This window comes from Rhizobacter sp. P5_A1, assembly GCF_056400745.1.
On the sequence record NZ_JBFUKR010000009.1, the window covers coordinates 12,698 to 32,701 of the forward strand.

General features: G+C 67.4%; 16 protein-coding genes and 2 riboswitches. Of the genes, 7 read left to right on the forward strand and 9 right to left on the reverse strand.

All coding sequences use genetic code 11. The features are described 5' to 3' along the window. Window positions 1-29 precede the first annotated feature (29 nt). From folP to AC1DTW_RS11965, 3 genes are all read right to left on the reverse strand, one after another. The gene (gene folP / locus AC1DTW_RS11955) at window positions 30-872 is read right to left on the reverse strand and encodes a dihydropteroate synthase (protein WP_477981333.1); all 843 of its coding nucleotides are present in this window, start codon (window positions 870-872) and stop codon (window positions 30-32) included. A 77-nt stretch (window positions 873-949) separates the two neighbouring features. Further along, entirely contained in the window at window positions 950-2,854 is a 1,905-nt protein-coding gene (gene ftsH / locus AC1DTW_RS11960) for an ATP-dependent zinc metalloprotease FtsH (RefSeq protein ID WP_477981334.1), read from the reverse strand. 162 nt (window positions 2,855-3,016) lie between these two features. After that, window positions 3,017-3,727, reverse strand: coding sequence for an RlmE family RNA methyltransferase (locus AC1DTW_RS11965; protein WP_477981335.1), 711 nt, complete (start codon window positions 3,725-3,727; stop codon window positions 3,017-3,019). Between the two features lie 20 nt (window positions 3,728-3,747). On the opposite strand from AC1DTW_RS11965, the gene AC1DTW_RS11970 reads away from it, so the two are divergent. Further along, complete coding sequence (locus AC1DTW_RS11970) at window positions 3,748-4,224, forward strand: YhbY family RNA-binding protein (RefSeq protein ID WP_477981336.1); 477 nt, start codon at window positions 3,748-3,750, stop codon at window positions 4,222-4,224. Here the strand turns inward: AC1DTW_RS11970 and AC1DTW_RS11975 are convergent. The 5 genes from AC1DTW_RS11975 to AC1DTW_RS11995 form a co-directional block, all read right to left on the reverse strand. After that, the gene (locus AC1DTW_RS11975; RefSeq protein WP_477981337.1) at window positions 4,199-4,660 is read right to left on the reverse strand and encodes a DUF4149 domain-containing protein; all 462 of its coding nucleotides are present in this window, start codon (window positions 4,658-4,660) and stop codon (window positions 4,199-4,201) included. The genes AC1DTW_RS11970 and AC1DTW_RS11975 overlap by 26 nt on opposite strands. Then, window positions 4,660-5,136 (reverse strand): transcription elongation factor GreA, encoded by a 477-nt coding sequence (gene greA, locus AC1DTW_RS11980; protein WP_477981339.1) that lies wholly within the window; start codon window positions 5,134-5,136, stop codon window positions 4,660-4,662. The genes AC1DTW_RS11975 and greA overlap by 1 nt, the downstream gene beginning before the upstream one ends. Before the next feature lie 75 nt (window positions 5,137-5,211). Further along, window positions 5,212-8,466: a carbamoyl-phosphate synthase large subunit gene (carB, locus tag AC1DTW_RS11985; RefSeq protein WP_477981341.1), complete on the reverse strand. Its 3,255-nt coding sequence runs from the start codon at window positions 8,464-8,466 to the stop codon at window positions 5,212-5,214. After that, window positions 8,459-9,643 carry a glutamine-hydrolyzing carbamoyl-phosphate synthase small subunit gene (carA, locus tag AC1DTW_RS11990; protein WP_477981342.1) on the reverse strand — a complete coding sequence of 395 codons (1,185 nt, stop codon included), beginning with the start codon at window positions 9,641-9,643 and terminating at the stop codon, window positions 8,459-8,461. The genes carB and carA overlap by 8 nt, the downstream gene beginning before the upstream one ends. Window positions 9,644-9,878: 235 nt before the next feature. Continuing rightward, entirely contained in the window at window positions 9,879-10,289 is a 411-nt protein-coding gene (locus AC1DTW_RS11995) for a GlcG/HbpS family heme-binding protein (protein WP_477981343.1), read from the reverse strand. A gap of 185 nt (window positions 10,290-10,474) precedes the next feature. Between AC1DTW_RS11995 and AC1DTW_RS12000 the strand changes: the two genes are divergently transcribed. Continuing rightward, window positions 10,475-11,173: a Bax inhibitor-1/YccA family protein gene (locus tag AC1DTW_RS12000; protein WP_477981344.1), complete on the forward strand. Its 699-nt coding sequence runs from the start codon at window positions 10,475-10,477 to the stop codon at window positions 11,171-11,173. Between the two features lie 55 nt (window positions 11,174-11,228). Here the strand turns inward: AC1DTW_RS12000 and rlmD are convergent, their stop codons facing one another. Beyond that, a complete protein-coding gene (gene rlmD / locus AC1DTW_RS12005) occupies window positions 11,229-12,590 on the reverse strand; it encodes a 23S rRNA (uracil(1939)-C(5))-methyltransferase RlmD (RefSeq protein WP_477981345.1) in 1,362 nt (453 codons plus the stop codon). 29 nt (window positions 12,591-12,619) lie between these two features. Beyond that, window positions 12,620-12,732, forward strand: a riboswitch (glycine riboswitch). Between the two features lie 8 nt (window positions 12,733-12,740). After that, window positions 12,741-12,852, forward strand: a riboswitch (glycine riboswitch). A gap of 52 nt (window positions 12,853-12,904) precedes the next feature. Between rlmD and gcvT the strand changes: the two genes are divergently transcribed. From gcvT to AC1DTW_RS12030, 5 genes are read left to right on the forward strand one after another with little or no spacing between them, the layout of a single operon-like run. After that, window positions 12,905-14,020, forward strand: a complete 1,116-nt coding sequence (gene gcvT / locus AC1DTW_RS12010) for a glycine cleavage system aminomethyltransferase GcvT (RefSeq protein WP_477981346.1) — start codon at window positions 12,905-12,907, stop codon at window positions 14,018-14,020. Window positions 14,021-14,059: 39 nt separating this feature from the next. Next, a complete protein-coding gene (locus AC1DTW_RS12015; protein WP_477981347.1) occupies window positions 14,060-15,256 on the forward strand; it encodes an acyltransferase family protein in 1,197 nt (398 codons plus the stop codon). Continuing rightward, the gene (gcvH, locus tag AC1DTW_RS12020) at window positions 15,253-15,627 is read left to right on the forward strand and encodes a glycine cleavage system protein GcvH (protein ID WP_477981348.1); all 375 of its coding nucleotides are present in this window, start codon (window positions 15,253-15,255) and stop codon (window positions 15,625-15,627) included. Before AC1DTW_RS12015 ends, gcvH begins: the two co-directional genes overlap by 4 nt. Before the next feature lie 19 nt (window positions 15,628-15,646). Then, window positions 15,647-18,541 carry an aminomethyl-transferring glycine dehydrogenase gene (gcvP, locus tag AC1DTW_RS12025; protein ID WP_477981350.1) on the forward strand — a complete coding sequence of 965 codons (2,895 nt, stop codon included), beginning with the start codon at window positions 15,647-15,649 and terminating at the stop codon, window positions 18,539-18,541. A gap of 6 nt (window positions 18,542-18,547) precedes the next feature. Next, window positions 18,548-19,951, forward strand: coding sequence for an L-serine ammonia-lyase (locus AC1DTW_RS12030; protein ID WP_477981351.1), 1,404 nt, complete (start codon window positions 18,548-18,550; stop codon window positions 19,949-19,951). Window positions 19,952-20,004 lie beyond the last annotated feature (53 nt).

The following is a 20,004-nucleotide window of genomic DNA, read 5'->3' on the forward strand; positions in this document are numbered from 1 at the left end:
CCTGTTGTCTCGCTCCGTGAGGGCCTGGATTATCCGTGCAGCAACCCGGCCGCCTGCCAGACCTTCAGCGCATCGACGGTCGCCGCGACATCGTGCACGCGCACGATGCGCGCGCCCGACTGCACGGCCGCCAGCGCCGCCGCGATGCTGGCCGCCTGACGCTGGCCGACATCGCGCCCGGTGATCGCGCCCAGCGTCGACTTGCGCGACCAGCCGAGCAGCAGCGCGCGGTCAGACCCCAGCGCGGCCAGCAGCTCACGCTGACGTCGCAGCAACTCGATGTTGTGCACGACGCTCTTGCCGAAGCCGATACCGGGGTCGAACGCGACGCGATCGTCGGCAATGCCGCACGCGCGCAGCGCGTCGGCGCGCTCGAGCAGGAACGCGGCGACCTCTTCGACCACGTCGTCGTACTGCGGCCGTTGCTGCATCGCCTCCGGCGTGCCGCGCATGTGCATCAGGCACACGCCGCAACTCGCGTGCGCGGCGACCGCGTCGAGCGCACCGGGCGCCTGCAGCGCGTTGATGTCGTTGACGATGTCGGCGCCGCGCGCGAGCACGGCCGTCATCACCTCGGCCTTGTTGGTGTCGATCGAGACCGGGCAACCGAGCTTCAATGCGGCGTCGAGCACCGGCAGCACGCGCGCCAGCTCGTCCGCCAGCGGCACCGGTCGCGAACCCGGGCGGGTCGACTCGCCGCCGATGTCGAGCAGGTCGGCGCCCTCCGCCAGCAGCTGCTCGCAGTGCGCCACCGCGGTGGCCGTGTTCGCGTGCGCGCCCCCGTCGGAGAACGAATCGGGGGTGACATTGACGATGCCCATCACCTGCGGGCGTGTCAGGTCGATGCGGAATCGGGTGGTCTGCCAGTGCATCGCATGCCTCGCGAACAGCGGAAACGGAAACGGGGCCGAAGCCCCGTGGTCGAAAGTTCGAACGTGAGAACGCCGGATCAGGCGGCCGCGGCCGCGGTGCCGGGCGCAGCCGGCGGCGTCGGCGGCACGGTCTTGCTCATCGAAGGCGTCCAGTCCTTCGGCGGGCGCGGCGGGCGGCCGCTCATGATGTCGTCGATCTGCTCGGTGTCGATGGTCTCGTACTCGAGCAGCGCATTCGCCATCGCGTGCATCTTGTCCTTGTTCTCTTCGATCAGCCGGCGCGCGACGGCGTATTGCTCGTCGAGGATGCGGCGGATCTCGCGGTCGACGGCCTGCATCGTCTGCTCGCTCATCGTCGTCGTCTTCGTGACCGAGCGGCCGAGGAAGACCTCGCCCTCGTTCTCGGCGTAGACCATCGTGCCAAGCGCGTCGGTCATGCCGTAGCGCGTGACCATGTCGCGCGCGATGTGGGTCGCGCGCTCGAAGTCGTTGCTCGCGCCGGTCGTCATCTCGCCGATGAAGACTTCTTCCGCGATGCGGCCGCCGAACAGAATCGAGATCGTCGTCAGCATGCGGATCTTGTCGGTGCTGTAGCGGTCGCCCTCGGGCAGCTGCATCGTCACACCGAGCGCGCGGCCGCGCGGAATCACGGTGACCTTGTGCACCGGGTCGGCCTTTGGCAGCAGCCGCGCGACCAGCGCGTGGCCCGACTCGTGGTACGCGGTGTTCTTGCGCTCCTCCTCGGCCATGATCATGGACTTGCGCTCCGGCCCCATCATGATCTTGTCCTTGGCCTTCTCGAAGTCGTTCATCTCGACGACGCGGCCGCTGCGGCGCGCCGCGAACAGCGCGGCCTCGTTGACCAAGTTCGCCAGGTCGGCGCCCGAGAAGCCCGGCGTGCCGCGCGCGAGAATGTCGGCGCGGATGTCCTGGCCGACCGGCACCTTGCGCATGTGCACGTTGAGAATCTGCTCGCGGCCGCGCACGTCGGGCAGGGTCACGTAGACCTGGCGGTCGAATCGGCCCGGGCGCAGCAGCGCCGGGTCGAGGATGTCCGGCCGGTTGGTCGCGGCCATCACGATCACCCCGAGGTTGGTCTCGAAGCCGTCCATCTCGACGAGCATCTGGTTCAGCGTCTGCTCGCGCTCGTCGTTGCCACCGCCGAGGCCGGCGCCGCGATGGCGGCCGACCGCGTCGATTTCGTCGACGAAGATTATGCAGGGCGCGCTCTTCTTCGCCTGCTCGAACATGTCGCGCACGCGCGCCGCGCCGACGCCGACGAACATCTCGACGAAATCGGAGCCCGAGATCGAGAAGAACGGCACCTTCGCCTCGCCGGCGATCGCCTTCGCGAGCAAGGTCTTGCCGGTGCCCGGAGGCCCGACCAGCAGCACGCCGCGCGGGATGCGCCCACCGAGCTTCTGGAACTTCTGCGGGTCCTTCAGGAAGTCGACCAGTTCCTTGACCTCTTCCTTCGCTTCATCGCAACCGGCGACATCGGCGAAGGTGGTCGTGTTGTTGGCCTCGTCGAGCATGCGCGCCTTGCTCTTGCCGAAGCTGAACGCCCCGCCCTTGCCGCCGCCCTGCATCTGGCGCATGAAGTAGATCCAGACGCCGATCAGCAGCAGGATCGGGCCCCACGACATCAGCATGCCGACCAGAACCGAAGGCTCCTCGCGCTGCTTGACGTCGAACTTGACGTTGTTGTTGATCAGGTCGCCGACCAGGCCGCGGTCGAGCGCGGTCGCGGTCGTGCGCAGATCCTTGTCGTCGGTGGTCTTGGCGCGGATCTCGGTGCTGCCGGCGCCGACATCTTGCAGCACGACGCTCTTGATGTGCTTGGCCCGGACCTCTTCGAGGAATTCGGAGTAGCCGATCATGTTGGCCTGCGAGGCCGTCCGATCGAACTGCTTGAACACGGTGAACAGCACGAGCGCGATCACCAGCCAGACAGCAACTTTAGAGAACCATTGATTGTTCACCGCGACTCCATTTTCGGGTCTTGAGACCGGGCCGGCAGGACACTGTGCGCCGCCATTCCAGCCATCTGCGGGCGATTTTAGTCCAGTCAAGCCCTGCGCCGACGGGGCAATCCCCACCGGAAACGAGCGTGTATTGGGTTATCGGGCACGCCCGGCCCGTCTTCACGACCGGATATCGACCTCGCGGGGGCGGTCTTGAGTCGCAGGCTTCAAGCCGATGCCGACCAGGAAGGTCTCGGACGACTTGTCGCGCGAGGCCTTCGGCTTGATCGGCTTGACGACCCGGAAGCTGGTCTTGAACAGCTTCACGAGCTGGCTGTAGCCGCTGCCGTGGAAAACCTTGCAGACCAGCGCGCCCTGCGGCGTCAGGTGATGCTGGGCGAACTCGACCGCCAGTTCGACCAGGTGGCTGATGCGCGCCGAATCGGCGCTCTCGATGCCCGACAGGTTCGGCGCCATGTCGGACACGACCACGTCGACCGGCCGGCCCGCGACGACCGCCTCCAGCTGCGCCAGCACAGCTTCTTCGCGGATGTCGCCCTGCAGGAAGATCACGCCCTCGATCGGCTCCATCGGCAGCACGTCCAGCGCGATGATCGTGCCGTTCAGCTCGCCGGCCGCGGCGCCGCCGGCGCCCACTTCCTTCGGCGCAAACCGCCGCCGCACGTACTGGCTCCAGGCGCCCGGCACCGAGCCCAGGTCGACGATGACCTGCCCCGGCTTGATCAGGTGCAGCTCCTCGTCGATCTCCTTCAGCTTGTAGGCCGCGCGGGCTCGATACCCTTCACGCTGCGCCAGCTTCACGTAGGTGTCGTTCAGGTGGTCGTGCAACCAGGCCTTGTTGACCTTCTTGCTCTTGGTCTGGGTTTTCATCAGGAGACGATAATAGGAGGATGACTGCCATTCAACTGACGCCTGCTCAGCGCAAGGAACACCGCGCTGCGGCCCATCACCTCGATCCGGTCGTGATGATCGGTGCCGACGGGCTCACGCCCGCGGTGCAGCATGAGGTCGACGCGGCGCTGAACGCGCATGGTCTGATCAAGGTGCGCGTGTTCTCGGACGAGCGCACGACCCGTGAAACCATCTTCACGACGCTGGCCGAGGCGCTGAGCGCTGCGCCGATCCAGCACATCGGCAAGCTGCTCGTGCTGTGGCGGCCGATGCCGCCAAAGGAGAAGGTCGAGCGCGAAGGCCGCGGCTCGGGGCCGCGGGTCGTGAAGATCCTGAAGTTCTCGAAGAGCGGCAATCACCGCGCGCAGGTCAAGAAGATCACGGTGATGGGCAACATGCGCATTGCCGCCGGCGGTGAACTGAAGCGCGCGACCAAGCGCCGCACCAGCGTCAAGAAGTCGTCGCAGCAGTCCTGATCGGGATCAGGCGCCACGCGAGCGCGAGCACCAGCAGGCCTTTCAGCACGAACAGACCGGCCGAGACGGCGTGCAGCGTCGCGAACGACGCGGCGCCCGTGCCGGCGCGCGCGGCCTCCAGCATCGGCTGAATCGCGAAGTACCCGGCGACCGTGCAGAACAGCGTCCCCAACAACAGCATCAGGTTCGCGCTGAACACCGAGCCGGTCCCGGCGACGGCAGCGTCGCGGCTGCGCTGGCGCTCGATCGCGAACAGCACGACGGCGAGCGCGAGGCTCAAATAGGCCTCCTGCGCGAAGATCCGGTTGACGACGTGGCCGGCGTCTGGCGCGGCCAGCGTCGCGAAGGCGGCAGGGGCGGCGATCGCGCCGATGCCCAGCAGCACCCCCGCCCACAGGCCCGCGATCAGCGCCGCGAGACGCACCGCGGCGCGCATCAGCGATAGCGGATCGCGATGACCTCGTAGTGCCGCACGCCGCCGGGCGCCTGCACTTCGGCGACGTCGCCGGCCTCCTTGCCGATCAGCGCGCGCGCGATCGGCGAGCTGATCGAGATCAGGCCCTGCTTGAGATCGGCCTCGTCGTCGCCGACGATCTGGTAGGTGACCGCCGCGCCGCTGTCTTCGTCTTCGAGGTCGACGGTCGAGCCGAACACGATGCGCCCCTCGCCGTTCAGGCGCGACGGGTCGATGATCTGCGCGGCCGCCAGCTTGCCTTCGATCTCGAGGATTCGACCTTCGATGAAGCCCTGCTTGTCCTTCGCGGCCTCGTACTCGGCGTTCTCGGACAGATCGCCCTGGGCACGTGCCTCGGAGATGGCCATGATGACCGCGTGACGCTCGACGTTTTTCAGACGCGCCAGCTCTTCCTTGAGTTTCTCGGCGCCGCGGACGGTCAGGGGAATGGTGGCCATGATGAAAGACAAACCTTGCAGCAAAAGTAAATCCGCCGCCGGGTTGGCCGGCGGCGGAGGTGGATGCCCCGAAGTTTAGTGCAGTTCGCGGTGCAGTTCCTGCAGAGACACCACAACCAGATCGTCCTGGTGCTTCATGCCCTCGACCGCCGCCTCGCACCCGGCCATACTGGTGTAATAGGTGATCCGGTGCGCCAGCGCCGCCTGGCGGATGTGGCGCGAATCGGCGATCGCGGTGCGGGTCTCGTCGACCGTCGTGAAGACCAGCTGGATCTCGCCCGCCTTGACCATGTCGACAATGTGGGGCCGCCCATCCTTGACCTTGTTGACGGCCTTGACCGGCACGCCGCCGGCAGCGATCGCTGCGGCCGTGCCCTTGGTCGCGACGATCGCGAAGCCGAGTGCGTGCAGGTCGCGCGCGACCATCACCGCACGGGCCTTGTCGCTGTTCTTCACGGTGATGCAGGCGGTCCCCGAGGTCGGCAGGCGCGAGCCCGCGCCGAGCTGGCTCTTCAGCATCGCCTCGCCGAAGGTCCGGCCCGCGCCCATCACCTCGCCGGTCGAGCGCATCTCGGGGCCGAGGATCGGGTCGACGCCGGGGAACTTGTTGAACGGGAACACCGCTTCCTTGACCGAGAAGTACGGCGGGATCACCTCGGCCGGCTTGCGGCCGTTGTCGTTGCGCTGGTCGGCGAGCTTCTGCCCGACCATGCAGCGCGCCGCGATCTTCGCCAGCGGCTGGCCGGTCGCCTTCGAGACGAACGGCACGGTGCGCGATGCGCGCGGGTTCACTTCGAGCACGTAGACAACCGCGTTGTCGCCCTCGCCCTGGATCGCGAACTGCACGTTCATCAGCCCGACGACCTTGAGCGCCTTCGCCATCAACACCGTCTGGCGCCGCATCTCGTCCTGCAGCGCCTTCGGCAGCGAGTACGGCGGCAGCGAACAGGCCGAATCGCCCGAATGGATGCCGGCCTGCTCGACGTGCTCCATGATGCCGCCGATCATCACCTCCTGGCCATCGCTGATGCAGTCGACGTCGACCTCGATCGCGTCGTCGAGAAAGCGATCCAGCAGCACCGGCGACTTCTCGCTGACGCGCACCGCCTCGCGCATGTAGCGCTCCAGGTCCTTGTCGCCGTGCACGATCTCCATCGCGCGGCCGCCGAGCACATAGCTCGGGCGCACGACCAGCGGGTAGCCGATCTCCTGCGCGAGCTGCAGCGCCGCCTCTTCGGTGCGCGCGGTGCGGTTCGGCGGCTGCTTCAGGCCAATCTCGTGCAGCAGCGCCTGGAAGCGCTCGCGGTCTTCGGCGATGTCGATGCTGTCGGGCGTCGTGCCGACGATCGGCACGCCGGCGCGCTCGAGGTCGAGCGCGAGCTTCAGCGGCGTCTGCCCGCCGTACTGCACGATCACGCCGACCGGCTTCTCCTTGTCGACGATCTCGAGCACGTCTTCCAGGGTCACCGGCTCGAAGTACAGGCGGTCCGAGGTGTCGTAGTCGGTCGACACGGTCTCGGGGTTGCAGTTGACCATGATGGTCTCGTAGCCGTCTTCGCGCATCGCGAGCGCGGCATGCACGCAGCAGTAGTCGAACTCGATGCCCTGGCCGATCCGGTTCGGGCCGCCGCCGAGCACCATGATCTTCTTGCGGTCGGTCGGCTGCGCCTCGCACTCTTCGTCGTAGGTCGAGTACATGTACGCGGTCTGGGTCGCGAATTCGGCGGCGCAGGTGTCGACGCGCTTGTAGACCGGTCGAATGTTCAGCGCATGGCGCGTCTTGCGCACCTCGTGCTGATGGGTGCCGAGCAGCTTCGCGAGGCGGCGATCCGAGAAGCCCTTCTGCTTCAGGAAACGCAGTTCGTCGGTCGACAGGTCGGTCAGCGTGCGGCCGCTCAGGGCCTGTTCATGCTGGATCAACTGCTGGATCTGCGCGAGGAACCACGGATCGATCGCCGTCTCTTCGAACACCTCCTGCAGGCTCATGCCGATGCGGAACGCGTCGCCGACGAACAGGATCCGCTCCGGCCCGGCCTCGCCGATCTCCTGGACGATCTCTTCGCGGTCGGTGCTGCGCTCCGAGAGCCCGTCGATGCCGGTCTCGAGGCCGCGCAGCGCCTTCTGGAAGCTCTCTTGAAACGTGCGGCCCATCGCCATCACTTCGCCGACCGACTTCATCTGCGTCGTCAGGCGCGAGTCGGCGGCCGGGAACTTCTCGAATGCGAAGCGCGGGATCTTCGTGACGACATAGTCGATGCTCGGCTCGAACGCCGCCGGCGTCGCGCCGCCGGTGATGTCGTTGCGCAATTCATCGAGCGTGTAGCCGACCGCCAGCTTGGCCGCGACCTTCGCGATCGGGAAGCCGGTCGCCTTCGAGGCCAGCGCCGACGAGCGCGAGACGCGCGGGTTCATCTCGATCACGACCATCCGGCCGTCCTTCGGGTTGATCGAGAACTGCACGTTGCTGCCGCCGGTGTCGACGCCGATCTCGCGCAGGATCGCGATGCTCGCGTTGCGCAGCAGCTGGTATTCCTTGTCGGTCAGCGTCTGCGCCGGCGCGACCGTGATCGAGTCGCCGGTGTGGATGCCCATCGGGTCGAGGTTCTCGATCGAGCAGACGATGATGCAGTTGTCCGCCTTGTCGCGGACGACCTCCATCTCGTACTCTTTCCAGCCGATCAGGCTCTCCTCGATCAGCAGTTCCTTGGTCGGCGACAGATCGAGCCCGCGCTTGCAGATCTCTTCGAACTCGTCCGGGTTGTAGGCGATGCCGCCGCCGGTGCCGCCGAGCGTGAAGCTCGGGCGGACCACCATCGGGAAGCCGGTGCCGCCGATGTCGTGCGTGATGCGCTTTTGCACCGCGAGCGCCTCGTCCATCGAGTGCGCGATGCCGCTCTTCGCCGAGTGCAGGCCGATGCCGGTCATCGCGTCCTTGAACTTCAGGCGGTCTTCGGCCTTCTCGATGGCCTTCTCGTTCGCGCCGATCATCTCGACACCGTATTTCGCGAGCACCCCGTGCTTGTGCAGATCGAGTGCGCAGTTCAGTGCGGTCTGGCCGCCCATCGTCGGCAGCACGGCATCGGGCCGCTCCTTCGCGATGATCTTCTCGACGACCTGCCAGGTGATCGGCTCGATGTAGGTGACATCGGCCATTTCCGGGTCGGTCATGATCGTCGCCGGATTGCTATTGACGAGGATGACCTTGTAGCCCTCCTCGCGCAGCGCCTTGCAGGCCTGCGCGCCGGAGTAGTCGAACTCGCAGGCCTGGCCGATGATGATCGGCCCGGCGCCGATGATGAGGATGGATTTGAGGTCGCTGCGCTTAGGCATTCTTCTGCTCCGCCTTCTTTTCGCTCATCAGCGCCGTGAAGCGGTCGAACAAGTAGGAAATATCGTGGGGACCGGGCGAGGCTTCCGGGTGGCCCTGGAAGCAGAACGCCGGCTTGTCGGTGCGCGCCAGTCCCTGCAGCGTGCCGTCGAACAGCGACACGTGCGTGGGTCGCAGATTCGAGGGCAAGGTCGTCTCGTCGACCGCGAAGCCGTGGTTCTGGCTCGTGATGCTGACGCGGCCGCTGTCCAGGTCTTTCACCGGGTGGTTCGCGCCATGGTGGCCGAACTTCATCTTGAAGGTCTTCGCACCCGAGGCGAGCGCGAGGATCTGGTGCCCGAGACAGATGCCGAAGGTCGGAACGCCGGTTTCGATCAGCGTGCGCGTGGCGTCGATCGCGTAGTCGCAGGGCTCCGGATCGCCGGGGCCGTTGCTCAGGAAGATGCCGTCGGGCTTCAGCGCGAGCGCCGCGGCAGCGCTGGTCTGCGCCGGCACGACCGTGATGCGGCAACCGCGGCTCGCCAGCATGCGCAGGATGTTGCGCTTGACCCCGTAGTCGAAGGCGACGACGTGGAAAGCCGGCTTCGCCTGTGCGCCGTAGCCGGCACCGAGTTCCCATTCGGTCTCGGTCCATTCATACGGCACGCTCTCGCTGACGACCTTGGCCAGATCGAGCCCGCTCATGCTGGGCGCCGCCTTGGCCTGCGCGATGGCGGTGTCGATCTGGGCCTGCGTCACCGCTTCGCCGAGCGGCAGGGTCAGGATGCAGCCGTTCTGCGCGCCGCTCGTGCGCAGCACGCGGGTCAGGCGGCGCGTGTCGATGTTCGCGATCGCCACGGTGCCCTCGCGCTGCAGGTACTGCGACAGCGTCATGCTGCTGCGGAAGTTCGATGCGAGCAGCGGCAAGTCCTTGATGATCAGGCCGGCGGCGAACACCTTCTTCGCCTCGACGTCCTCGGCGCTGATGCCGTAGTTGCCGATGTGCGGATACGTGAGCGTGACGATCTGGCGGCAGTAGCTCGGGTCGGTCAGGATTTCCTGGTAGCCGGTCAACGCGGTGTTGAACACGACCTCGCCGACCGTCTGGCCGGCGGCGCCGATCGAGATGCCGCGGAACACCGTGCCGTCCGCGAGTGCCAGGATCGCCTGGGCTTGTTGGGTCAGCAGTTGCGCGGGCACCGGATTCTCCGTTCTGTGCGCGCCCAGCTCTGCCGTCCGAGCGGTGCTCGTCAAGCGTGGAACAGTCGAGAAAACCGAGGGAGTTTTCCTCGCAAGAAACCGGCGCCTGCCTGAATTTTCGATTCCTGGCAACGCGCGGTTTTCGCTGGGCGGATGGGTTAAGGGTAAACCTTCGAATTATAGACCACGCGCCCACTGCAGGCAGGCTCGGCACCCGCTCGCCGCGACTGCACCGCTACGCTGCCGCCAACGCTGCGATACCCGCCTTGGCGACCTGCGCGTCCTCGCTCGACTTGACGCCGCTGACGCCGACCGCGCCGACGCAATGCCCGTCGACAAGAACCGGCACGCCGCCCTCGAGCAGGGCCTCGATCTCGGGCACGCTCAGGAACGAGGTGCGGCCCTGATTGATGATGTCTTCGTAGACCTTGCTTTCACGCCGCCCGAGTGCCGCGGTGCGCGCCTTGGCCGGCGCAATGTGCGACGAGACCGGCGCTGCCCCGTCCAGGCGCTGCAGCCACAGCAGATGGCCGCCGTCGTCGACGATCGCGATCGTCACGGCCCAGCCGTTGGCGCGTGCTTCGGCCTCGGCCGCGGCACCGATGCGCTTCGTGTCGTCGAGGGAGAGGTAGGGTTTGGTGTTCATCGTCGGGCCCTGGTGCGTTGAGAGACAGTTGAGAAAGAAGCAAGGCCGCGACTGTACGCAAGAACCCGGCCGCGGTCGGTGTGGCAAATTTCGCCACGCCGCGCAAGGACTTGGCGCGACCTGTAACCAGGGAACTAGAATTCGCGCAACGGGTCACAGCCCGGGTCCCGCATCAAGGAGGCTCAATGAACCAACCCCTGCAAACCGCCTATTCCGGCTACGCCGGCGAGGTCACGTCACAGGAACAACGCAGCCGCGTGCTGCGCAATACCTACTGGCTGCTCGCGCTGTCGATGGTGCCGACGGTGCTCGGCGCCTGGATCGGCGTGACCACCGGCATCACCCGCGCGATGGGCCCGGGCATGAGCGCGATCGTGTTCCTGGTCGGCGCGTTCGGGCTGATCTTCGCGATCGAGAAGACCAAGAACTCGGCCGCCGGCGTGCCGATCCTGCTCGGCTTCACGTTCTTCATGGGACTGATGCTGTCGCGCCTGATCGGCCTGGTGCTCGGCATGAACAATGGCGCCGGCCTGATCATGACGGCGTTCACCGGCACCGGCGTGATCTTCCTCGGCATGGCAACCTTGTCGACCGTGATCAAGCGCGATCTGTCGTCGATGGGCAAGTTCCTGTTCATCGGCCTGATCATGCTGATCGTCGCCGGTATCGCGAACATCTTCCTGCAGTCGAGCGCACTGATGATCACGCTGTCGGTGCTGGCGATCGGCATCTTCTCGGCCTTCATCATCTATGACCTGAAGCGCGTGCGCGACGGCGAAGAGACGAACTACATCAGCGCGACGCTGTCGATCTACCTGGACCTGTACAACATCTTCCAGTCGCTGCTGTCGATCCTCGGGATCTTCGGCGGCAGCCGCGAATAGCGATCAGCGGTCGACAACACGTTAGAAGGGGACCCATTCGGGCCCCCTTCTCTTTTCAAATCTCAGCCTGACGATCGAACACCGCCATGCTCTCGACGTGCGCCGTGTGCGGGAACATGTTGATCGCGCCCGCCGCGGTACAGCGGTAGCCGGCCTGGTGCACCAGCAAGCCGGCATCGCGCGCCAGTGTCGCCGGGTTGCAGCTGACATAGACGATGCGCTTCGGCGCGGCGTAGCCGGGGGCGACGGCGCCGTCGGCATGCAGATCGGCCAGCGCCTTCGCCAGCGCGAACGCACCCTCGCGCGGCGGATCGACCAGCCACTTCTCGGCGCGCCCGAAGCTCGCGAGCGATTCGGGCGTCAACTCGAACAGGTTCTGCGCGACGAAGCTCGCCTTCGCGCCGAGCCGGTTCACGAGCGCGTTCTCGCGCGAACGCTGCACCAGCGCTTCGCTGCCCTCGATGCCGAGCACCTCGCGCGCCTGCGTGGCGATCGGCAGCGTGAAGTTGCCCAGCCCGCAGAACCAGTCGATCACGCGCTCGTCGGCGCGCGCATCGAGCAGCCGCAGCGCGCGCGTCACCAGCACACGATTGATGTGCGGGTTGACCTGCGTGAAATCCGTCGGCTTGAACGGCATCTCGATGCCAAACTCGGGCAGCGCGTAGGCCAGTTCCGGGCCACCTTCGTCGAGCCGGTGCACCGTGTCCGGCCCCTTCGGCTGCAACCACCACTGAACGCCTCGGCTCGCGCCGAACGCGCGCAGGCGGTCGAGGTCGGCACTCGTCAGCGGCTCGAGGTGGCGCAGCACGAGCGCCGTCACCGTGTCGCCGACCGCGAGCTCGATCTGCGGCAGGCGATCGCGCTGGTCCATCGCGGCGACGAGCTCGCGCAGCGGTACGAGCAACGCGCTGACATGCGGCGGCACGACCTCGCAGCTGTCCATGTCGGCGACGAAACTCGACTTGCGCTCATGGAAGCCGACCAGTACCTTGCCCTTCTTCGCGACAAAGCGCACCGACAGCCGCGCCCGGTAGCGATAGCCCCAGGCCGGCCCCTCGATCGGTCGCAGCATCCGCTCGGCCTTGACCTTGCCGAGGTGCCAGAGCGCGTCTTCGAGCGCGCGCTGTTTCGTCGCAACCTGTGCACCCACGTGGAAGTGCTGCATCTTGCAGCCCCCGCAGGTGCCGAAGTGCGGGCAGCGCGGCTCGACGCGCTGCGAGCTCTCGCGTCGCAGCGCGATCATCGACGCCTGCTCCCAGTTGTTCTTGCGCCGGTTCACACGCACCTGCACCTGCTCGCCGGGCAACGCATCCTCGACGAACACCACCTTGCCTTCGGCGTTGTGGGCGACGCCCTGGGCCTCGAGATCGAGCGACTCGATCGTCAGCCATTCACCTGTCTCTTTCACTGCAGTCATGGGTCGACATTATCCGGGCGCTGCTACACTTCGCGCCGTCAGGAGAGAGCAGCCCGATCCGTCGCTCGACGGCTCGGGAGGCCGCCGAAGGCGCAGAGCCCGCAAGGTTCGAACGCTCAGGCAAAAGGACTGGCAAGCGCTTCATCCGAAGCGTTCCTCGCTGGAGAGAGGCCCGCCCCGAGCGGGTCCACCGAAGGGGCAAGCGGCAGGCTCGAAAGGGCACGCCGCCAATCTCTCAGGTAAAGCGGACAGAGAGGGCAAGCCGGTGCGATCATGTCGCGTCGGTCCGCAAGAATTGCCCTCGGAGATCCGCCATGTCCAACGCCCTCGCCACGACCCCGCTGCACGCATTGCACCTCGAACTCGGTGCCAAGATGGTGCCCTTTGCCGGCTACGACATGCCGGTCTCGTACCCGGCCGGCATCCTCTCCGAACATCGCCATTGCCGCGACTCGGCCACGCTGTTCGATGTCTCGCACATGGGCCAGCTGCGCCTCGTGGGCGCCGATGCCGCGAAGGCGCTCGAGTCGCTCGTGCCGATGGACGTGATCGACCTGGCGGTCGGCAAGCAGCGCTACGCGTTCTTCACGAACAGCAGCGGCGGCATCCTCGACGACCTGATGATCACGCGACGCGAGAATGACCTGTTCCTGATCGTCAATGCCGCCTGCAAGGCCGCCGACATCACCCACCTCGTCACCCATATCGGCCACCGCTGCACCGTGCAGCCCTTGCCCGATCGCGCGCTGCTGGCGTTGCAGGGGCCGAAGGCGGCGAAGGCCCTGACCCGTCTGAACGCCGAGGTCGCGAGCCTCACATTCATGACCGGCCGCGGCTTCGTGCTGGCCGGCGCCGATTGCTTCGTGACCCGTTCCGGCTACACCGGCGAAGACGGCTTCGAGATCTCGGTACCGGCGGACCAGGCCGAAGCGCTCGCCCGCGCGCTGCTCGATCTCCCCGAGGTCCGGCCCGCCGGCCTGGGCGCGCGCGATACGCTGCGGCTCGAAGCCGGCCTGTGCCTGTACGGCCACGACATCAACGAGACGACAACGCCGGTCGAGGCCGGGCTGACCTGGGCGATCCAGAAAGTGCGCCGCGCCGGCGGCGCGCGCCACGGCGGCTACCCCGGCGCGGCGGCGATCGATGCACAACTGGCGGCCGGCGCGGCGACGCGCCGGGTCGGCCTCGTCGGCCTCGAGCGCGTGCCGGTGCGCGAGGGCGCAACCATCGTCGATTCGCATGGCCGCAAACTCGGCGTGGTCACCAGCGGCACGCTCGCGCCGAGCGTCAACGAGCCGATCGCAATGGCCTACCTCGCGGCGAACCACGCCTTGCCGCATCACGAGGTCTATGCCGAGGTGCGCGGCAAACGCCAGCCGATGCGCGTCAGCCCGATGCCGTTCGCGCCGCACCGCTACTTCCGCGGCTGAGCAACATCGCGAATCTGCCAGCCGCTGACGACCTTGCCCATGCAACGCGATCACCGCGACACGAGCCTGCTCGTGCGGCGCGCCGACGGCCTCGACACGTTGCGGGCGATCGCGATCCTGCTGGTGTTCGCGTACCACTACATGGTGTTCGTCAGCCGCGCGCCGACCTTCGGCTGGGTCAGCGAAATCGGCTGGGTCGGCGTCGACCTGTTCTTCGTGTTGAGCGGCTACCTGATCGCCAACCAGATATTCGGCGGCATCGCGCAGGGGCGAGACCTGTCCCTGAAGGCCTTCTACGCACGCCGCTTCCTGCGCACGCTGCCGAACTTCTACGTCGTGCTGGCGCTGTACTTCCTCTTTCCCGCCACGATGGGCGGAACGACGCCCCCGCCGTTGTGGACCTTCCTGAGCTTCACGCAGAACATCCTGCTGCAACCCGGAACCGCGTTCTCGCACGCCTGGTCGCTCTGCATCGAAGAGCAGTTCTATCTCGTGCTGCCGGCCGCCGCGTTGCTCGCGACGCGCTACGGCCGATCGATTCGGCTCGGCTGGATCCTGCTGGGCGCGCTGATGCTGGGCGCCATCGCGATCCGCAGCGCGCTGTGGCTGCATTACGGGCGCGAGGCCGATGGCGCGATCAGCGGCTACCACCCGCACATCTACTACGCGACATGGTGCCGCTTCGACGAATTTCTGCCCGGCGTCGCATTGGCGATGCTCAAGAACTTTCACCCGGCGCGCTGGCAGCGTCTGCTTCGGTGGGGGAGAGCCACCTTCGCCGCGGGGCTGGCCAGCGTCGGGGTCGTCTTCGTGCTGATGCTGAATTTCTACCAGATCGACGGCTACGGCTACAGCTACGCGATGACCGCATTCGGCTATTCGCTGCTCGCCTGCGCGTTCGCGCTGCTGACACTCGCCGCGCTCAGCCCCGCTTCGGTGCTGCACCGTGTCCGCATCCCCGGTGCGGCCGCGCTGGCCGCGTGGTCCTACGCGATCTACCTGACCCACAAGCCCTTGGCCGTCAACGTGCAGCGCGCGTTCGACGCACGCGGCATCCACGCCGATTCCGTCGCAGCCGCAGCGTCGAGCGCGCTCGCCTGCCTGGTCGGCGGCTGGCTGCTGTACCGGCTCGTCGAGACCCCGTTCATGAACCTGCGCGATCGATTCGTTCCCACCAGCTTTCCCACCTTGCCGGCCCGAACGGCCGGCCTTTCATTCCCCAGGAGCCCCACATGACGACGATGTACACCAACGACCACGAGTGGATCAACATCGAGGACCACGAGGCTGCGACCGTCGGCATCACGCACCACGCGCAGGACGCGCTCGGCGACGTGGTCTTCGTCGACCTGCCCGCCGTCGGCAGCACGTTCAAGAAGGGCGAGGTCGCCGGCGTGGTCGAGTCGGTCAAGGCGGCGGCCGACATGTACATGCCGGTCAGCGGCGAGATCGTCGAGGTCAACGAAGCGCTGCGCGCCGACCCGTCGCTCGCGAACACCGACCCGCTAGGCAACGGCTGGTTCTTCAAGGTGCATGTCACCAACATGGGCGAATTCGATCAGCTGATGGACGGCCCGGCCTACGACGTGCTCGTGAAGAACAGCTGAAGCAACGAAAGGGCCCGCGATGTTGATGTCTTCCACGAAGCCCCTGCGCGAACTCGAGAACGCCGCCGAGTTCGTTGCCCGCCACGTCGGCATCGAGGCCGACGACGAGCGCCACATGCTGTCGGTGATCGGTGCCGCGTCACGCCGTGCACTGATCGACGCGATCGTGCCGCGCGGTATCGTGCGCGCCGCGCCGATGACGCTGCCCGAGCCGCTGACCGAAGCCCAGGCGCTCGCCGAGCTGAAGGCGATCGCCGGCCGGAACCGCGTGCTGAGGAGCTTCATCGGCCAGGGCTACCACGGCACCCACACGCCGGGCGTGATCCTGCGCAACGTGCTCGAGAACCCCGCCTGGTACACCGCGTACACGCCCTACCAGGCCGAGATCTCGCAGGGCCGGATGGAGGCGCTGGTCAATTTCCAGACCATGGTCTGCGACCTGACCGGCATGGCGATCGCCGGCTCGTCGATGCTCGACGAAGCCACCTCGGCGGCCGAGGCAATGACCCTGGCGATGCGCGTCGGCAGGAGCAGGTCGACGACCTTCTTCGTCGCCGACGACGTGCTGCCGCAGACGATCGAGGTCGTGCGCACGCGCGCTGCGCCGCTGGGCATCACGGTGGTCGTCGGTGCGGCCGATGCGGCAGCGCGCGCCGATGCGTTCGCGGCCCTGCTGCAGTACCCGGGGGTGGACGGTGTCGTGCGCGACCTGAAGCCCATCGTCGACGCGGTGCACGCGAACGGCGGTCTCGCGATCGTCGCCGCCGACCTGCTTGCGCTGACCTTGCTGGTCGCGCCGGGCGAATTCGGCGCCGACATCGTCGTCGGCAACACCCAGCGCTTCGGCATGCCGATGGGCAACGGCGGCCCGCACGCCGCGTACCTTGCGACGCGCGACGAATTCAAACGCTCGATGCCGGGGCGCCTGGTCGGCGTCAGCATCGACGTGCACGGCGCACCGGCCTACCGGCTCGCGCTGCAGACGCGCGAGCAGCACATCCGGCGCGAGAAGGCGACCTCGAACATCTGCACGGCGCAGGTGCTGCCTGCCGTCGTCGCGAGCATGTACGCGGTCTATCACGGGCCCGAGGGGCTGAAGCGCATCGCGCGCCGCGTCGCGAGCTACACCGCGATCCTCGCGGCCGGCCTGAAGGACCTGGGCCGCACGCTGGGCGGCGAGTCGGCCTTCGACACGATCACGATCGACACCGGCGACCACACCGAAGTGCTGTTGCAGTCTGCCCGCGAGGCCGGCTTCAACCTGCGCCGCGCTTCGGCGCGCCACGTCGGCATCACGCTCGACGAGACGACGACGCGCGACGACGTCGCGATGCTCTGGCGACTGTTCGCGAACGGCCGGCCCGTGCCCGGCTTCGCGCCGTTCGAAAAGGGCGTGGCCGCCCTGCTCCCGCCGGCACTGCAGCGCAGCAGCACCTTCTTGACGCACGCCATCTTCAACCGCCACCACAGCGAGACCGAGATGCTGCGCTACATCCGCAGCCTGTCCGACAAGGACCTCGCGCTCGACCGTTCGATGATCCCGCTCGGCTCGTGCACGATGAAGCTGAATGCGACCAGCGAGATGATCCCGATCACCTGGCCCGAGTTCGCCAACGTGCACCCGTTCGCGCCGCTCGACCAGCTCGCCGGCTACGAGCAGCTGCGTGTGCAACTCGAAGACTGGCTGTGCCAGGCGACCGGCTACAGCGGCGTGAGCCTGCAGCCGAACGCCGGCTCGCAGGGCGAATACGCCGGGCTGCTGGCAATCCGTGCCTCTCACGCGGCGCGGGGCGAGGCCGATCGCACGATCTGCCTGATCCCCGAGTCGGCGCACGGCACGAACCCGGCGAGCGCGCAGATGGCGGGGCTGCAGGTCGTCGTGACGAAGTGCGACATCGAGGGCAACATCGACCTCGCCGACCTGCGCGCGAAGTGCGAGACGCACCGCGCGAAACTGGCCTGCATCATGATCACCTACCCGTCGACCTACGGCGTGTTCGACCCGCACGTGAAGGAGATCTGCGCGCTGGTGCACGCGCATGGCGGCCGCGTTTATGTCGACGGCGCGAACATGAACGCGCTGGTCGGCGTGGCCGCGCCCGGCGAGTTCGGCGGTGACGTGAGCCACCTGAACCTGCACAAGACCTTCTGCATCCCGCACGGCGGCGGCGGGCCGGGCGTCGGGCCGACCTGTGTCGTGGCCGATCTCGTGCCCTACCTGCCGGCGCATCGCTCGGCCGGCATCGGCACCGACGCACAAGTCGGCGCGGTCTCGGCCGCACCGCTCGGCAACGCCGCGGTGCTGCCGATCAGCTGGATGTACATGCGGATGATGGGCAGCGAGGGGCTGACCGCGGCGACCGAAATCGCGATCCTGTCGGCGAACTACATCGCGGCGCGGCTGGCCGATCACTACGACATCCACTTCAGCGGCAATGTCGCCGGCGTCAAGGGCGGCGGCGTCGCGCACGAGTGCATCCTCGACCTGCGCCCGCTGAAAGACGCGACCGGCGTCAGCGCCGAGGATGTCGCCAAGCGCCTGATCGACTACGGCTTCCACGCCCCGACCTTGAGCTTCCCGGTCGCCGGCACGCTGATGGTCGAGCCGACCGAGAGCGAATCTCTCGACGAACTGAATCGCTTCTGCGACGCGATGATCGCGATCCGCGGCGAGATCGCGAAGGTCGAATCGGGCGCCTGGCCGCGCGAGGACAACCCGCTGAAGGCCGCACCGCACACCGCCGGCGCGCTGCTGAAGGGCGACTGGCCGCACGCCTACTCACGCGAAGAGGCGGCGTTCCCGGTCGCCTCGCTGCGCGGCGGCAAGTACTGGTCGCCGGTCGGCCGCGTCGACAACGTCTATGGCGACCGGAACCTGTTCTGCTCCTGCCCGCCGCTGAGCAGCTACGAGTAGTCCACCATGGCCGTCTCGGTCTTCGACCTCTTCAAGATCGGCATCGGCCCCAGCAGCTCGCACACGGTCGGGCCGATGCGCGCGGCGCGGCTGTTCGCGGCGCGCCTCGATCACGAAGGCAAACTTGCGGCGACGGCCCGGGTCTGCGCGCAGTTGTACGGCTCGCTCGGCGCCACCGGCAAAGGGCACGGCAGCGACAAGGCGGTGCTGCTCGGCCTGGCCGGACATGAGCCGGATACCGTCGACGTCGATCACATCGGCGCGCAGCTCAAGCGCATCCGCGAAGCGCAGCGCCTGCCGCTGCTCGGCACGCACGAGATCGGCTTCAACGAGAAGACCGACCTGGTCTTCTACCGCCGCGAGACGCTGCCGTTCCACGCCAACGGCATGCGCTTCACGGCGTTCGATGCCGAGGGCACCGAACTGCTGACCCGCGTCTACTACTCGGTCGGCGGCGGTTTCGTCGTCAGCGACGAGATCGCGCAAGACGGTCAAAAGCAGAAGGTGATCGCGCCCGACACCACGGTGCTGGCGCATCCGTTCCACAGCGGTGCCGACCTGCTCTCGCTGACCCAGCAGCACGGTTGCAGCATCGCCGAGCTGATGCGGCGCAACGAGCGCTGCCTCGGCAAGGGCGGGCGCAGCGACGCCGAGATCGACGCCGGCCTGCTGAAGATCTGGGCCGTGATGCAGGCCTGCGTGGTCCGCGGCTGCGCCACCGACGGCGTGCTGCCGGGCGGCTTCAAGGTGAAGCGCCGCGCCGCCGATCTGTATCGCCAGCTTTGCGCGAACCCCGAGGCCGCCTTGCGCGATCCGCTGCAGGTGCTCGACTGGGTCAACCTCTACGCGCTCGCGGTCAACGAAGAGAACGCCGCCGGCGGCCGCGTCGTCACCGCGCCGACGAACGGCGCCGCCGGCATCGTGCCGGCGGTGCTGCACTACTACACGCGCTTCGTGCCGGGCGCAACCGATTCAGGCGTGATCGACTTCCTGCTCACGGCCGCGGCGATCGGCATCCTCTACAAGGAGAACGCGTCGATCTCGGGCGCCGAGGTCGGCTGCCAGGGCGAGGTCGGCGTCGCCTGCTCGATGGCCGCCGGCGCGTTGTGCGCGGTGCTCGGCGGCAGCCCGGCGCAGGTCGAGAACGCGGCCGAGATCGGCATGGAACACCACCTCGGGCTGACCTGCGATCCGGTCGGCGGGCTGGTGCAGATCCCTTGCATCGAGCGCAACGCGATCGCGTCGGTCAAGGCGATCAACGCGGCGCGGATGGCGCTGCGCGGCGACGGCACGCACCACGTCAGCCTCGACAAGGTCATCAAGACGATGCGCGAGACCGGCGCCGACATGATGACCAAATACAAGGAAACCGCACGCGGGGGGCTCGCCGTCAACATCGTCGAATGCTGAGGCAGAGCGCCGTGATGGCCGCTGGAACACCTTATGCATGCTGCACCTGCACA